At 32.0% G+C, this 16867-nt stretch carries 15 protein-coding genes; 6 read left to right on the forward strand and 9 right to left on the reverse strand.

The features are described 5' to 3' along the window. Positions 1 to 100: 100 nt before the first annotated feature. The 4 genes from NH26_RS17020 to NH26_RS17035 all read left to right on the forward strand — a co-directional run bounded on the left by NH26_RS17020 (position 101) and on the right by NH26_RS17035 (position 5307). Positions 101 to 730, forward strand: a complete 630-nt coding sequence (locus NH26_RS17020; RefSeq protein ID WP_044219862.1) for a DUF4251 domain-containing protein — start codon at positions 101 to 103, stop codon at positions 728 to 730. 14 nt (positions 731 to 744) lie between these two features. Next, positions 745 to 1473 carry a gliding motility-associated ABC transporter permease subunit GldF gene (gene gldF / locus NH26_RS17025; protein WP_044219863.1) on the forward strand — a complete coding sequence of 243 codons (729 nt, stop codon included), beginning with the start codon at positions 745 to 747 and terminating at the stop codon, positions 1471 to 1473. A gap of 67 nt (positions 1474 to 1540) precedes the next feature. Further along, on the forward strand, positions 1541 to 2521 hold the full coding sequence (locus tag NH26_RS17030) for a polyprenyl synthetase family protein (RefSeq protein ID WP_044219866.1): 981 nt from the start codon (positions 1541 to 1543) through the stop codon (positions 2519 to 2521). 776 nt (positions 2522 to 3297) lie between these two features. Continuing rightward, a complete protein-coding gene (locus NH26_RS17035) occupies positions 3298 to 5307 on the forward strand; it encodes a tetratricopeptide repeat protein (RefSeq protein WP_044219868.1) in 2010 nt (669 codons plus the stop codon). 68 nt (positions 5308 to 5375) lie between these two features. Here the strand turns inward: NH26_RS17035 and NH26_RS17040 are convergent, their stop codons facing one another. The 5 genes from NH26_RS17040 to NH26_RS17060 form a co-directional block, all read right to left on the reverse strand. Continuing rightward, positions 5376 to 5975, reverse strand: coding sequence for a superoxide dismutase (locus tag NH26_RS17040; protein ID WP_044219870.1), 600 nt, complete (start codon positions 5973 to 5975; stop codon positions 5376 to 5378). Between the two features lie 187 nt (positions 5976 to 6162). After that, positions 6163 to 6495 carry a n-acetylglutamate synthase gene (locus NH26_RS17045; protein ID WP_242427334.1) on the reverse strand — a complete coding sequence of 111 codons (333 nt, stop codon included), beginning with the start codon at positions 6493 to 6495 and terminating at the stop codon, positions 6163 to 6165. 175 nt (positions 6496 to 6670) lie between these two features. Then, complete coding sequence (locus NH26_RS17050) at positions 6671 to 7750, reverse strand: hypothetical protein (protein WP_044219874.1); 1080 nt, start codon at positions 7748 to 7750, stop codon at positions 6671 to 6673. A 46-nt stretch (positions 7751 to 7796) separates the two neighbouring features. Beyond that, entirely contained in the window at positions 7797 to 10220 is a 2424-nt protein-coding gene (locus NH26_RS17055) for an AAA family ATPase (protein ID WP_044219877.1), read from the reverse strand. A 193-nt stretch (positions 10221 to 10413) separates the two neighbouring features. Continuing rightward, the gene (locus NH26_RS17060) at positions 10414 to 10839 is read right to left on the reverse strand and encodes a (4Fe-4S)-binding protein (protein WP_044219880.1); all 426 of its coding nucleotides are present in this window, start codon (positions 10837 to 10839) and stop codon (positions 10414 to 10416) included. A 139-nt stretch (positions 10840 to 10978) separates the two neighbouring features. Between NH26_RS17060 and NH26_RS17065 the strand changes: the two genes are divergently transcribed. Continuing rightward, positions 10979 to 12433, forward strand: coding sequence for a TIGR00341 family protein (locus NH26_RS17065; protein WP_044219882.1), 1455 nt, complete (start codon positions 10979 to 10981; stop codon positions 12431 to 12433). A gap of 19 nt (positions 12434 to 12452) precedes the next feature. Beyond that, complete coding sequence (locus tag NH26_RS17070; RefSeq protein WP_139263143.1) at positions 12453 to 12854, forward strand: hypothetical protein; 402 nt, start codon at positions 12453 to 12455, stop codon at positions 12852 to 12854. 65 nt (positions 12855 to 12919) lie between these two features. Here the strand turns inward: NH26_RS17070 and NH26_RS17075 are convergent, their stop codons facing one another. The 4 genes from NH26_RS17075 to NH26_RS17090 form a co-directional block, all read right to left on the reverse strand. Next, entirely contained in the window at positions 12920 to 13444 is a 525-nt protein-coding gene (locus NH26_RS17075; protein WP_044219888.1) for a hypothetical protein, read from the reverse strand. A gap of 166 nt (positions 13445 to 13610) precedes the next feature. Next, positions 13611 to 14834, reverse strand: coding sequence for a uracil-xanthine permease family protein (locus NH26_RS17080; protein ID WP_044219891.1), 1224 nt, complete (start codon positions 14832 to 14834; stop codon positions 13611 to 13613). Between the two features lie 122 nt (positions 14835 to 14956). After that, complete coding sequence (locus tag NH26_RS17085; protein WP_044219893.1) at positions 14957 to 15346, reverse strand: ribosomal maturation YjgA family protein; 390 nt, start codon at positions 15344 to 15346, stop codon at positions 14957 to 14959. A gap of 146 nt (positions 15347 to 15492) precedes the next feature. Then, positions 15493 to 16755 carry a metallophosphoesterase gene (locus tag NH26_RS17090; protein ID WP_044219896.1) on the reverse strand — a complete coding sequence of 421 codons (1263 nt, stop codon included), beginning with the start codon at positions 16753 to 16755 and terminating at the stop codon, positions 15493 to 15495. Positions 16756 to 16867 lie beyond the last annotated feature (112 nt).

Genomic DNA, 16867 nt, shown 5'->3' on the forward strand with positions numbered 1-16867 from the left:
ATTAATTAATTTTTTCAGAATTTTCTTACAAAATAAAAGGGCTACTTAATTTTATTAATTGTTTTAAGGCTGTTTATTTTTTATACTAATTATATTAACCATGAGAAATTTAATAGGTAAATCACTTTCTTTACTTTTGTTTGTTCTATTTGTTGGTACTTTTAATGTTTATGCTCAGGAACCTACTGAAAAAAACTTAACAGAAAAAGAACAACGTAAATTAGCTAGAAAACAAGCAAAAGAAGAAAGAAAAAAGGCAAAGCAATTAGAAAAGCAGCAAGCAAAAGCTGAAGAGGAAGCGAGATTAGCTATGGCTAAACAAGCAATGCACGATCAAGAATTTGTCTTAGAAGCAAATCAAGTATTTGATAGATATGGAAATGTTGCTCAGGTAACGAACAACATTAATTTTATCAAAATGAATAAAAATACATGTGTCGTACAGTTGGGTTTTGATGGTATTGTAGGCTATAATGGTGTTGGAGGTATCACACTTGATGGTAAAATATCAGATTTGAAAATCACTGAAAACGAGCATGGAGGTTTAAGCATGGATTTTAATGTACAAGGGTCTATGATGCAAGCAAGAGTTAGAATAAATCTAAACGGAGGAGATAATTGGGCAGATGCATCAGTACGATCTCAAACAGAAAATATAGAAATTAAATTTAGAGGGAACATTATCCCATCCAACTTATCTAATATTTTTCAAGGTGCAACACCTTACTAGAAATTGAATAGAATATGTGGCAAATTTTTTCAAGAGAACTTAGTAGCTTTTTTAGTGCTGTATTAGGGTATTTGGTCGTTTCCGTCTTTTTAGTAATGATGGGGTTATTTGTTTGGGTATTTCCGCAAACAAGTATTTTAGAAGGGAGTTACGCTTCCTTAGACACATTATTTAATATAGCACCTTATGTGTTTATGTTTTTGCTTCCTGCTATTACAATGCGTGGTTTAGCAGAAGAAAAAAAAACAGGTACATTAGAATTACTGTTCACTAGACCGATTACTGATACACAGATAGTTGTAGGTAAGTTTTTGGCTGCATGGGCCACTGCATTAATAGCCTTAATACCAACGTTTGTCTATTATTATTCTGTGTATAATTTAGGAGCTCCAAAGGGCAATATTGATACAGCAGGAGTGTTAGGTTCTTATTTAGGATTAGCTTTATTAGCAGGCGGTTTTGCTGCAATAGGCACTTTCGCTTCTTCAATTACATCTAGCCAGATCATCTCTTTTATTGTAGCTGTAGTGATATGTTTTGCATGTTATGATGGTATTTCTTCAATAGCGTCAATACCAGCATTACAAGATTACGCTTACAGTATTGGTTTGTGGGGCGTAGATTTTCATTACAGATCTTTGAGTAGGGGATTGATAGATTCTCGAGATATCCTATATTTTTGTAGTCTAATAATTATTGCCTTAAGTATGGCTCGTTTATCATTGAGCAGCAGAAATTGGTAATCTTTAAAACATATTCTTTTTAAGAAAGTTGTAGAAAAGTTGGCTTGCTAACTGATAAAATAAAACAATGACTTCATTCGATTTAAAAGAGGCAGGTCAATTACTTGCAAATAAACTAGAAGAACAACGTTTTGGTGAAGCACCTGAAACATTGTATGAACCTTTACGATACATCCTTAAAATTGGAGGAAAAAGATTACGTCCAGCGTTAACATTATTGGGTTGTTATCTTTTTGATAAAGATTTTGAAAAAGCATTACCAGCTGCTATGGGAGTGGAAATTTTCCACAACTTTACACTTATGCATGATGATATTATGGATGAAGCTCCTCTAAGAAGAGGAAAAGTAACTGTTCACGAAAAGTGGAATCCGAATGTTGCTATTTTATCCGGTGATGTCATGTTGGTGAAGGCCTACGAATATATCATGCAAGTAGATGATAAAATACTTCGACAAGCCATTGAGTTATTCAATAAATGTGCAGCAGAAGTATGTGAAGGTCAGCAATTCGATATGGACTTTGAGGACCGTGAGACAGTTGGTGAAGATGAGTATATTGAAATGATTCGTCTTAAAACGGCTGTTTTAATAGGCTTTGCTCTCCGTTTAGGTGCATTAATTGGTGGTGCTACGGATGAACAATCGAAAGTTGTAGAGGAATATGGTGTAAATGTAGGATTAGGCTTTCAGTTGAAAGATGATATTCTTGATGTTTATGCAGATCCTGAAAAATTTGGTAAGCAAGTAGGTGGAGATATTATTTCTAATAAAAAGACATTGATGTTGATACATGCCTTGCAAGAAGCTAAAGGAGCAGATGCTGAAGAACTTAATACCTGGATTAATGCCAAAGAATTTGATAAGGTAGAAAAGGTGAATGCAGTCACTAATATTTATAATAGATTAGGTATTAAAGATTTAGCTACAGCTAGGTCGAATGAATATTTTGACAAAGGCTTTGCTGCATTAGATAAGTTAGATCTTCCTGAAGAAAAGAAACAACTTTTAAGAGAGTTTGGTGTCTATCTTTTAAATAGAGATCATTAATATACTATTACACGGATGATATAAGAGTCTATTTAATAAGTATACTATTTTATAAAAACAATTAGGGAAGTAATGTGAAAAACATATTACTTCCCTTTTTTTTGTAGTAGGAATAAAAAATAAAGTAGATGCGTAGCAATAAATAATAGCATAAAAAAATTATAACCTTATTTTACATCATGAACCAAATAATTTAACATTTAGAAAATTGTGTTATTCTAATTTCTGTTGAGTTGGGGATTTTAATTTTTTTCAGAATGTTTAAAGTAAATACTGAGGGTAATTCCCCCCAGTATTTTTAACCTTAACTAGCACTAAATAAATAGTGTTTTAAAAAAGTAGTCATAAATAACTGTCATAATTAAACGACTAGTTATACAGTTTGAATGTTGAATAGTTTATAATTACTCATAACAAAATATGAGTAAATCTGTCTGCGCTCTAATAAAATAAACCCGTGTAAATAGAATTAATATGTAAACAATTGAATTAGTAAAAAGTATCTGTGTCTAAGTAGTAAATTACTTTAGTTTCAGTGAAAGAAATATTTTAAATTTTAATGTTAAACAAATAAAGTAGCGTGTTATAAAACCAATTAAATTATTAATCGATCTTTTTAGATGACTTATACAAATGTGTAGATTTGTTATCTGTAAACCTCAAAAACAGGGGGGACAATGGGGGGACAAGCAGAAAAAAGAAGCTTTTTTTTTAAAGATCAGTAAAAATATTTAGATTGATATTACTATTTCGATGACTTTAATACACCTATCTATATGCATTCTACTTCAAAGTTATTCTTAATTACTGCTTTACTTTTTATTACTCATTTTCCATTAGTTGTTATGTCGGCTGATAAAGCAGATAGTTTATTAATAAATAAACTATGGGAACTAAATACACTACTAGGAAATAACAAAACAGAACAAGTTTCTTTGGGTCTAAACAATGTTAGATCACATATTGGAACACAAAGTACAGCCTCTGAAAAAGTATTATTTTATGCTACAGAAGGTGAGTTGTACTCCCAAAAATCAGATCATAAAAATGCTATTAAATCATTTGAGGAATTATTGAATATATCACATGAAAGCTTAACTTCTGAAATAGCACTTATCCAAGCAAAAGCTATTAATGATCTGGGAATTGATTACATGAATAATGGAGAGGTAGAAAAGGCAAAACAAGCCCATTTTCTTAGTTTAAAAATCTATAAGAAATATAACAATGCTCAAGGAGGATCATTTAACTATGGAAACCTATCCATAATTTATAAAGAATTGAAACAAATTGATTCTGCAATGTATTACCTAAGTGAAGCGACAAAGATGGCAATACTAGCAAAGGATACTTTAGGTATAGCCTATCATTCATTAAGTCATGGAATACTGCTCATAGATAATCATAAACCAATTAAAGGGTTAAAAGAATTAAACCAAGCTCGTCAAATTTTTGAAGATTTTGATCAAAATAGCATGGTATATTATACAAACAGAATTATAGCAAGTAGTTATAAATCAATTCGAGATTATTCAAAAGCAAAGAGACTATTGATGGAATCATTGCAATACTATGAAAAGATAAAAGATGTAAAACGTTTAGGGCAAACTAACTTAAGTATTGGTGAAATTTATTTTGCTTTAGGAGAATTAGATAGTGGTTATACCTATATAAAGGAAGGAATTGTTCATTTAAAAACAGCAGGGTATGTTAAAGGAATAATTAATGGATATCATTTATCTGGTTTGTATTATAAGCAAAAAGGAAATTTAGAAGAAGCGGTGAATTATTATAATCGTTCTTTATCTCTTTCTAAAGGAAAATATAAAGGAATGAACGCCAATTCTACATTAGCATTAGCTAATATTTTTTATCAGCAAAAAGAATATCAAAAGGCAAAAAAGTATGCAGAAAAGGCCTATGAAATTTCAAATGGAAGTTTATCTGAAGGGATAGAAATGTCTTATTACAAGATAATGTATGACTTGAATAAAACATTCGGATCTTATAAAGAAGCATTGCATTATTTAGAATTACTGGATAGGAAAAAATCAGAAAGCTTTATTCAAGAGAGAGCGAATGAAGTGGCAAGAATTGAGTACAACACCAAATTAACCTACGAGAAAGAGCGTTTTGAGTTGAAGCAGGAACAAGATCGAGCACTTTTTCAAAGTCAATTGGAAAATGAGAGACTTGTCAAATATGTATTTATCCTTATTGCCCTTCTATTTTTCGGGATATTACTAGTTGTTTATCGTTCTTTCAAAATAAGAAAACGAACAAACAAAGAGCTCTTAAAGAAGAATAATGAAATTAATCAATTGAGAGAATCAGAGAAAGAACTTGCTGAAGAAACACTCTCATTAAAAGAAAGAGAATTGACTACAATCACCATGTTATCCCATGAGCGAAATACATTGTTAGATCAATTAAATAATCAAATTGGAGATCTCTCAGGAAAGGTAAACGATGAAGTAATACCCGATATTAAAGATATTAAAAAGACGATAAAAATGAATCTGAGTGATGATAGTTGGTCAGAATTCACTTATCAATTTGAAAGAGTTCACCCAAGGTTTTTTGAACTCCTAAAAACACGATTTCCTCAATTAACCCAAAGAGATCAAAAAATTTGTGCCTATTTAAGAGTAGGGATGGAAAGAAAAGAAATTGCTATAGTATCCAATATGAGCCCTGAAGCTGTAAAGAAAACACTCTATAGAATTAAAAAGAAAATGGACCTTACAGGAGAAGATAACTTAAGAGAATTTGTAATGGGACTGTAATAAAAAAAGGCCATTTCATTATCATTATGAAATGGCCTTTTCAATTAATGGAATATTTTTAAACTAAATTATTTTGCAGCTGCAAAACGTTTAGAAACTTCTTCCCAGTTTACAACGCTCCAGAATGCAGAAATGTAATCTGGACGACGGTTTTGGTAGTTTAAGTAGTAAGCGTGCTCCCAAACATCAAGACCAAGAATTGGAGTTCCACCACATTCACCTTTCATTAGAGGGTTGTCTTGGTTAGCTGTTGAACAAACAGATACAGCACCGTCTTTTACACAAAGCCATGCCCAACCAGAACCGAAACGAGTAGCAGCAGCGTTAGCAAATTCTTCTTTGAATTTATCAAATGAACCAAATGCAGCATCAATAGCAGCAGCAAGGTCACCTGTTGGAGCACCACCACCGTTTGGAGATAAAATTGTCCAGAATAAGTTATGGTTGTAGAATCCACCACCATTGTTTCTTACACCACCAGAAAGGTTATCAGCAGATAATAAATCTTCGATAGACTTATCAGCATCTGCAGTACCTTCGATTGCAGCATTTAACTTTGAAGTATATGCAGCGTGGTGCTTAGAGTGATGAATTTCCATTGTACGAGCGTCGAAGTGTGGTTCTAAAGCGTCGTAAGCGTACGGTAATTTTGGTAATTCGAATGCCATTTTGAGTAATGTTTTTATGTTTAAAGATTATGTTACAAGTTGGATAAGGTGATAAAAGCCTTTTTGATGAGCTAGATCACTTTTTTGATATCGCAATAAACACAATTCAAATTAAAAAGTGAACCTTTTCCTTAATGAAAAAATCTATTGATGTATAATTTTTAACTATACATCAATAGATCAATTACTATATGATTGGTTTAAAATTGTCTTTTTCAACCAGTTCCACAATTTCTGATGTACCTTTTGATAAATCACCATTGGTCCATTGCCATTCTTCTTTTAAACGTATTGTTCCATCAGAATCAAAAGAAGGGGTAGATTTACAAAATCCAGTCATAATTTTTTTATCAAGGTTGACATGTTGATAATTAAATTCTAAAGTGCCATCCTCATTAACGATTCCGGTTAAAGTACCCATTCTAATATTTGGTCCATGGTAAGTAGCCCAAATTACATCACCACCTTGTCGGTAATGAAAGAAGGTTTGATCATCAACTTCTCCATTGTCAGAATTCATGACCGCCCTAAATCGTTTGTTGTGATAATTTATTTTTTCCATTGTGCTGAGTTTCCTACATCTGTTGATCTAAAATAAAAATTCATAGTAAGTAACCTTCATGAAAACAATAGGTTACAATGAATAATTATTCATCATGAGAAACAATAAATGTAATAATTCTAGTAAGTGTAAATTAGGACGAATATACCATTTGTCCTGGTTTTTTACCTACAAGAATACTATTTTTTAACTCACCACCTACAGCATTAGGCGTTTGACTTGCCGTTTTTAAAATATAACGAGCTTCTCTTAAGCGCTGATTAACCGCTTCCCAAACAGAACTTTTTGTTTCTGTTGGAGGATCTTCCTCGTAGTACGATTGGAAATCTTTTTGTTGATAAAAGATAGGGAACAACATTAGGTTAGTGTTTTTACTAATCTGTTGTCTTCTTACATAAGTAAAGGAGTGGCCTGAGTGCAACCAAAGGTAATTAGTGATGATATTTCTATCATGATTTTTATTACTTTCCGTTTTAACAATGCAAACCTCAATTTCGTAAGGGCGTTTTAATTTATTCTTAAGCTCCCATTCTACATATTTCTTCATAGAAGCAGGTTTATCTCTTAAATCTACACCTATAAGAGTTAATTGATAGGTGGTAGCTTCTAGCTTTTCAGGAAGTAAAGCGTCCAACATTGGAATCAAGTTCTCTTCCATTTCTCCCAAGTCTTTCAATAAGTAGTTGTCAATTACTACCATAGAATTATGAGGATGACGGAAACGTTCTAACTGACTCCATTTTTCGAATCGTTTAACGGCACCTCTATCTTTCGTAACATTATAAAGTGACCAATTGAACATAAATCCAGCTTTATAGCGTATTCTACTAGGGTTTAAAGTGATTAAACCGTATTGATTTTCTATTTCTTCGCACTCTGAGTTACTCTTATCTAAGAAGAACATTGTTTGAGGCATTGTATGCTCACTCACTTTATCAAGATGATCAAAAGCTTCTTTTTCACATCTTAAAGAAGAACCACCTGATGAGGCATTCTTCAACATTTTTTTGATATAAGGGTTGGTCTTACTCATCATAGATAATTGAGTAGGATCCACATCTAATCTTAAATCAGCTTGTTTATTGATGAATGAATAAAAGTCCATCCAAGAACGGCTCCATTCTATATCATCTAATTCGTCTTCGATTGAGGGTCTTTTTGCAAAAAAAGCAGTCAATGAATTTATATTTGCGTAGGTTGTTATTCTTTCCATGTTAATTTCATTTTGGATTAAAAGTTTATCAAACAGCTAATCCTTTTTAAATCTGTTTTAAGTGGAAGAGCTCAATAGCAATATTGTCGGCCTCATCGAAGAATCCTTCTCCGAACTCGTTGTCTAACTCGCCGTCTTGCTGAATATTGAGCAGTTGCACTTGAGGTTTCCCCTCAGGGACTTTCTCTGGGTTATATAAGTAGTATACTTTGGACTCGTAAGGGGTTATTTTACGTTTTGCAGTCCAATATTGTAGTTTTCTAATTAAATATTCTGAATGGGTTTCCAGTAGGAAACTGGTTTGATAGCGGTAACTTGCATCAATGATTAAATCTGCCAGTTTAGATTGCATCTTCGGGTGAAGATTGGTCTCCGGCTCTTCAATAAGTAAAGAACGATGATCATTTAAAGCAATTTTAAGGAGTATTGGTAAAAGTTGAGAAATACCATATCCCATATCAGCTAAATCTAGTTCATGTCCCTTTTTATCTATGATGACCACATCAGAGGCAATTCCTTTGACCGAATTAATGACGATCTCGTTGCCAATTTCAAATTCACGAATCCAGTTATTGACAAAATCTTTTGCTTTCTGATCTGCGTTTTTTCCAAACTCAAATAATAGCTGGCTAAGAATACTAGATTCCGTATGCAACATAATTCGTTTTGTACTTCCTCTTTGTGCTTCTAACAAGCCAAAGTTGAAAAGCTTCCCACAAGTTTTGAAAATATGTTTTATACCTTGCATTCCCTCTTCAATAAGAGTGAGGAAATTTTTCTCAAATACTTCATCAACATTGATTTCAAATAGTTGATGTAACTCTTGAGAGGTAAGAGGTAATTCAGGTAGTTGATCCAAATCTTCCATATTATTTTCTGATGGAGAAGTGGCTAACATTCTTCTATCATCATTATTTAATAAAGGAACATCTCTAAGGAGAAAACCTAGTGAGGCAATTTTAAAACCGCTTCCATCTTCTTTTCTTTCTGCAAAGAATTTTATCAGTTGACTAGAAGTAAAAAGATTTATTTTTTTGATTTTATATTGATGCTCAGTCATAAAAGCATTCAAACGAGTACCTAATAATAGGAGTACTCTTTTATGAATAACTTCTTCTATGGCATCAATTTTATTTTCATCATCCCAACCCGTTTTTTCTTTTAGTACTTTTCTATCAATACTAAAATATTTTTTGATGGGTTCATTAAGATGAAGTGAAGCTCCATATTCATATAAATTTTGAATATCTATGAAACTTGTAAAAACTGGTATTTCTCCATCAGTTTTATGGTATTCACCTCTTTGTCCTGCAGCTAATAAATAGGAGTTACCATTTTCACTACCTACATAATGCAAAGCACCATTACTTAATGGAGTATATAGTAATTTTCTCTTTCCTGTAAAACGTTCAGAATAAGATAGGCTAATATTACATAGTTTACCCTCAATACTATCGTATTTTAATTCTAAGAATAAACGTTCTGTAGTATTTACACCAACAGGTTTCACAGAATAAACAATGTCTTTGTCTTTGATATTTAAAATATCTCTCACTAAAGAAGACATTGGTATATCCATTTCTAACCAAGAAACAAGAGCAGATTTTAATTCTTCTACATCTGTAACATTATTCTTTTCAAGAACTTTCTTCCAACGCTCATTGTGCTTTTTTGTTTTGGCTTCATCCCTTTTAGGAGTGGGCTTAGCTTCTGTTAAATGAGTAAGTTTTCTGATACCAATAAGTTCTTGAGCCTTATGCTTCTTATACCATGCTTTTTTGATAATATCAGAAAAGAATGCTCTATCTATGGTTGGAGGAATATGCTGAGAAACATCTATCGGAATTTCTAAATTTTGAAGATGAGTCACCACTTTAGCTGCTTCACCAAAAAGTTTTTCGATATTATCCACAGTGATGCGATGTTCAAAAGCAATGTTTAACAGCTTATGAAGTATCGCTTTTATAGTCCCTGTAGATTCTATATGGCCATATCTAGTAAGGTGTTGAATATGACGTATCATATCCTGAGAACGGTTGATCAAGACACCTCTTAAAAAGTACATCCAATTTTTCCAATTGGGCTTTTTCATTAAATCAGAAAAATTTTCAACACCATCCAAATCGGCATATGCAATAGAAATTTCTCTTTGACCTAATTCAAACTTTTTAAAAGGAGCAATTCCCGGTTGAGGAGCAAACTCTAAGGTAAAACTGATAGGCTTAGAAGGATCTGTATCATGATTTCTAGCTTTATCAATATTACCAAGATTATGATAAGCACCTCTAAAATCTAATTCTTCTAACCGATTTTTTTTGCCATTATCTTGAAGTAAAAGCAAAGCTTTAAATAAAGAACTTTTACCACTACTATTGGTACCCGTTAATACATTAATAGGAGAAAAATTAAATGTGGTACTTTCCTTGAAAACCCTAAAGTTTTCTAAAGTAAGGCTTTTGATATTGGCCATATATAGAGTTTATTAAAATCAGTTTTAAGAATGTTATACCTCGAAGTTGGGTCGATAGGTATAATTAAAGATCTGCAGCTAAAAAATATTGCATTAGGTTTCTTTCTATCTGTAAAGATAAGTGAATAACGTTGTTTAAACAAGTGTTAATCTTTGGTTAGTGCAATATTTTGAGAATTTATTTTATTGGGTGCTAATCTGCTTTAAATCCAACTTTTATATGAGAACCATCACAATAGGGCTTATTATTGGATGCTCCACAACGACAAAGTGCAATTTGTTTATTTTCTATGGTTTCTGAATTTCCTGCAAAATCTATTTCTATCCTTCCTTTTATCAATACAGGGCCATCTTTTAGTACCGTAATCTTGACAGCATCACTATTATTTTGCTCTTTTTCATTGAGTAGAGATAATGCACCAGAAGGACAATTTTTTACCGTTTTAATTATTTCATCAGCTTCAGCTTTTTCAAGATTTACCCAAGGTCTTTGATTAGGATTAAAAACATTAGGTAGGGCTTGGAAACATTTTGTAGAGTGTATACATACTTCGGGTTGCCAAAGAATTTTAAGGTCTTCATTTTTAGAATATATTCTGTTTTTTGATGAATTGTTCATGATGTTTTTTTTTAATGAAGAATTGGAAATAATTATGTTTATTTGGTGATAAATAGATTCATGCGTTATAATTTACAGATAAAAAACTCTTGATCAAATTTTGTTATTGTACTGAATAACAAGCATTCTAACGAAAAAAATGAGTGAAAATAGTGTTACAGGCTTTGTAAATGCCTTTAGAAAATTAGCGGTTGATACTCTAAGTATTAGAGAAGGATCTGATCCAGCTGCTACAATTGAAGGAATCAAAAAAGACATGACTTTTAAAGGTCCTGGTGCTTGGATTCTTATTTTTTCAATTCTTATTGCCTCTATTGGTTTAAATGCCAACTCAACAGCAGTAATTATTGGGGCCATGTTAATTTCTCCATTAATGGGACCTATTTTAGCAATTGGTACTGCTATTGGTATCAATGATTTGGAGATGATGCGAAGAGCTATTAAAAACCTTATGGTGGCTGTCGTTATCAGTTTAATAACATCTACAATATATTTTTATCTGACTCCATTAAATATGGAGCAATCTGAGTTATTAGCCAGAACGAAACCTACCATTTTAGATGTTTTTGTTGCTATTCTTGGTGGTTTCTCTGGAATTATTGCAGGTTCAAGACGAGAGAAAAGTAATGTGATACCAGGTGTTGCTATTGCCACTGCATTAATGCCACCTTTATGTACTGCAGGTTTTGGTTTAGCTAATGGTATGTATCATTATTTCTTTGGTGCATTTTATTTATTTTTTATCAACTCTGTCTTCATTACTTTATCAACGTACATTGTTGTAAAGTTTTTAAGGTTTCCTGTGAAAAGCTTTATTGATAGAAGAAAGTATAGAAAGTATCAGTTTTTCTTTTCAATATTCATTGCTGTAGTAATTATGCCATCAGGGGTTATCTTTTATCAAATGATACAAGAAACTCGTTTTAAAATTGCCTCAGAAAAATTTATAAAAGAGAACACTCAATTTAAAGGGAGTGAGTTGATCACCCAAAAGATTGTATATACGGATACATTGTCTACGATAGATCTTTACTATATGGGGGCTTTGATATCAAAAGACATGGAATTCTACTTAAATGACAAGGTGAAAAGTTATGGTCTTACTGCAAAATTAGATGATTACTTCCCTATGACTAGGAAAACAAAAGTAAGAATTCATCAGCAAAATGCTGGATCTGATTTTGATGAAGGAGATGCAACCAAAATGATGGAATCTTATACAAAAGATATACATATTAAGTTACTTAAAGATATCTACACCAAAAATGAAAAGGTGATTGAGGATAAAGATGCTAAGATTAAAATATTAGAAAAAGAGATTTTTAATATGAATAAAATCAATGCAGATTCAATTCCTATTCATCAAATATCCAAAGAATTAAAAACTCTTTATCCTGAGGTTCACTCTTATGGTATATCAAAAGTGATGGTTCAAGAGTGGAAAGGAGATGCCTTAATAGTAAAGGAAAAACCTATTTGCTTTGTGAAATTGCCCAAAAGATTACCTAAGAAAAGAACTGTTTATATCGACGAATTCGAAAAGTGGATTAGAGTTCGATTGAATAATCAGAAAATTGATGTAAAAGAAATTTAAATAAAGAAGAAGGAACTCAATGAATAACTTTTTATTATCATTTATCACCCTGATGTTTTCTTTTTTTGTTGCTAAAGGAGTATCAGAAAAAGCCAACAAGAAGTTAGATGCAGAGAAAAGAGCAGAATTATTTGATATTTTTTCAAATAGTAAGCTGACGATGATTACCACAGGAATACTTATAGCTAGCTTTTTTGTATCCTTAAAAATGGACATTTTAGACCCTGTTGTTATTTATTTTATTTACATGCTTTCCTTATTAATTTTCATCTTATATAAGGTGATTGATGGGTATAAAAAGTTAAAAATGAATGACTTTCCTGTACTTTATATTAAATCCTTTTTGTTTGCCTCAGGGGTACGCTTTCTAGGTTTATTTTCTTTTTGTTTATTAGTGTTGACAGATTTCATGTCACAATAATAAAGGATCATCTAGATTGTAAAGAATAAAAAAGCTTCATCATTTTAAAAATGATGAAGCTTTTTTTACTTTTTCTGAGCCAACAGTTTCTCTTTATATTCAATCTGATTAATCATATAATCTTTATCTTTTTTATTAGCTACTATATGATAAACATTAGAAAAACGGTTATGTGATCGCGGCAATTCTTTATGAGGCTTAATCTTGATGGTCGAAGGGAAATGCCAAATAGAAAAATTAAGAGACAAGTATTTGATCATTTGTACATTGTCTTTCATCTCATAAAAATGTTCAAAAATTTCTGGTTTGTTAAATAGGTAAGCATACTCTTTTGACATCCAATAGAAGTAATCAGCCCAACTTTCTATAGGGTAGTATTCATTACCTGCCTTATAATAATCAAAGACCATATTACTATTAGACAGAGAATCACTTAAAGGTCCTCTTCCAATAATATGTGGTGACGCACTTTTTGAGAAAGCTTCATAGCTATTAAAATCATTGACATCAATTTCAATAATTTGAAAATTTTGAGCGTGAGTAAACGAAAATGTAGCTAATAATACAATGAGTGTAGATAGTAATCGCATGAGAAAATAGTATTAATATTCATTAACAATATCGAAAAAAAACATCAGTTTTAATAATAAAATTCTAAAAAAAAAGAAAACATCCTATTGATAATGAATTCATTAGGATGTTTTCTTGGGAATATATAATTCGATGGTGTTTAATGTTATTTTTCTCAAGTACTATTTAAATATCTTTTGGAAGTACTTTATTCAATAAAATACCAACAAACGCAGCAATACTTAAACCTGAAATATTGATATCATTCCATACCGCAACTTCTTTAATACCAATTCCTAAAACAAAAATAAGAGCTGTAATAATTAAGTTTCGAGAGTGAGCAAAATCTAGTTTTGCAGAGATCAAGGTTCTAACTCCTACAGCAGCAATCATTCCGAAAAGAATAATAGAAATACCTCCCATTACAGGAACAGGGATAGTTTGTAGAATTGCACCTACTTTACCTACCAAACTTAAAATTATGGCAAACCCTGCTGCAATTCTTATAACTGAGGGATCATATACTTTAGTAACGGCTAATACACCTGTATTTTCTCCATATGTAGTGTTGGCAGGTCCACCAAAAAGTCCTGCAAACATTGTTGCTAAACCATCTCCTAACATTGTTCTGTGTATCCCTGGATTCTTTAAAAAATTTTTTCCAACAACGGCTCCATTAGTTGTAATGTCTCCGATATGTTCTATAAATACAACTAAGGCAACAGGTGCAATAGCAAAGAAACCGGAAGCTGTAAATTTTGGTATCGTTAGTACTTGATCAATTACTTCTCCTGAAAAGCCAAACCAATGGGCATTAATTACAGGGTCAAAATTGACCATTCCCATAAAATAAGCAGATATATAGCCAACAGTCACAGCAATTAATATGGGCATCATCTTAAAAAATGAATGCTGAACGATAGAAGAAACCACCATTGTGGAGATAACTATTAAAGCTATAATTAAGCTATTGGTATCAAAAGTACCATCAGAATAACCAGCCATTTGTAACGCAACAGGACTTAATCGAAGTCCTATGACCATAATTGTAGGACCAATTACAATTGGAGGGAAAAAGGACTGAACACTTTTAACACCAAATTTTTTAATTACAGCAGCCATAATCACATAGATTAAACCAGCACCAATTATACCTCCTTTAACTTCAGCTAGACCTTCATGTTTTAATACAAAAGAGATGGCTCCAATAAAAGCAAAAGAAGAACCCAAGAATACAGGAACTATTTTTTTAGTAACAGAATGAAAAATAAGTGTTCCCGCACCTGCAGCAAATAGTGCAATGAGGGGATGTAGGCCCGTTAGAAAAGGAACAAGAACTGTTGCTCCAAACATGGCTAAAACATGTTGTATACCTAAGAGATATTTTGTTTTACCTGTGATCTTTTCCATGAAGATTATTGAATAATGAATTTTGGTAAAATTACCTTTTAGGTCTTTCTTATAAAGTGTCTAAAGTCAGTATTTGGATTTATTTTCTGATTATCAAGTAATTCTATTTATCATATGGCCATTTAAAAAGCGATTTTCTTTTTCAGTAAACCAGTTTTTTCTAACCCAAAAGCGGTAATTCCACCTAATGTATAACTTACTATATCACTCCATAAAAATCCATGTCCTAGAATTAAACTACCTACAGTGGTATTCCTAAAAGCAATCAGCCAATCAAAAGAGAGTAATTGTTGACATTCTATCAAATAGCAAATAGAAACACTTATGAGGAATATGTATTTTGATGATTTATTCTTGAATAGAAAAGCAACAATACAATAGAACATGACTGCATATAAAAAATCTCCTAGATAGGGATAAATAAGTTCAGGAATGTAACATGTTCTTGATAATAAACCCAAGCCTATTACACATAGAATATAGAAGAAATAAGTAAGTCGATGACGTGGCATTTTAAAGTGATTTGATCAGTAACAAATTTAAAGAAGATAAAATTATGATATCCTTTTTTCAATGGTAAAGAATTGATAGAAGAGGAGTCTATGAAAATAAATAGGCACAACAATTATTAGAATAACTATTGTGCCTATTTCGATATCTAAACATTCTTCTGCTTAGATCTCAATATAATCTCTGTGATCTCAGGGTCCATACCAATACGACCAGCGTAGGCATGGTAACCAAAGCCTCTATTGACATATAATTTTTGTTTGCCTTCTTCGTACAAACCTGCCCATCTTGGGTATCGGTATTGTACAGGACTCCATCTTATACCAGGAATTTCTATACCGAATTGCATACCATGTGTATGACCTGCCAGAGTAAGATCGATGTCTTTATGCTGTCTCACTTCAGCATCCCAGTGTGATGGGTCATGTGAAAGAAGAATCTTGAAAGGTACATCATCACTTAAATTAGCTTTAGCAGCGTTAATATTTCCATATTGTGGGAAAGGAGGAAGCCCCCAGTTTTCAACGCCTACAATACCAAGTTTTTGACCGTCTTTTTCAAGAACTCTATTTTCATTTAATAATAGGTCAAACCCAATGTCTTTATTAGCATTTTTTACATTATCTAAGTTGGCAACTTTTTCAGTTTGGCTGTTCCATTGTGCATAATCACCATAGTCGTGGTTTCCTAAAATAGAATACATACCATGTTTAGCTTTCAACTTTTTAAAGACTTCAATCCAACCATCTGTTTCAGAAGCATAGTTATTGACTAGGTCACCCGTAAAGAAAATAACATCAGGTTTTTTACTATTGATAAGGTCTACTGCTTTTTCCACAGATCCATGTCCTTTAGGAAAACTGCCAATATGGATATCTGAAATTTGAATCACTTTTAAACCATCGAATGCTGACGGGAGGTTATCAAATGATAACTCTTTTCTAATTACTCTAAAGTTGAAACGCCCTTTACTATAGCCATAAGCAAAGGCACTTAAAGGAATTGTAGCCAAACCAGCGCCCATAAGTGTAAGAAACTTACCTCTACTCATTCCTTCACCAGGAAAAGAAACTTTTGTCCCGAATGTTTTTGAAATTAAAAATAGGATATCATCCGCACCATGAAAGATATTGAATACCAATTTGGTGACAAAAGACATTAAAATTAAGGCATTTATAGAGAAAATTATATTGGTATATTCGGGTAATCTAAATTTATCAAAGTTAAGGATTAGCCAAGCCAAAGCGGCATATACACTAATGTTGAAAACCCAAAAACTACCTATGGATATTTGTCTGTATAATGGTCTAATATTTTCAGTAATTAATCGAATACCTTTAAATGCATAAAGATCGATAGCAATTACTAGGGAAATGAAAATTCCCATAAAAATCAGCAATCTGTTGTTCATCTTATTTTCTTTTTGATTGACACGTTCCGTTGTTGAAACAACTATTGTGCAAAAAGGTTTTTGCTGACAGTTTGGCTGAATAGTGAGGGGAACTTAAGGTTTATGTCTATTT

The sequence above is a fragment of the Flammeovirga pacifica genome, from assembly GCF_000807855.2.
In the GTDB taxonomy this organism is placed as follows: Bacteria; Bacteroidota; Bacteroidia; order Cytophagales; family Flammeovirgaceae; genus Flammeovirga; species Flammeovirga pacifica.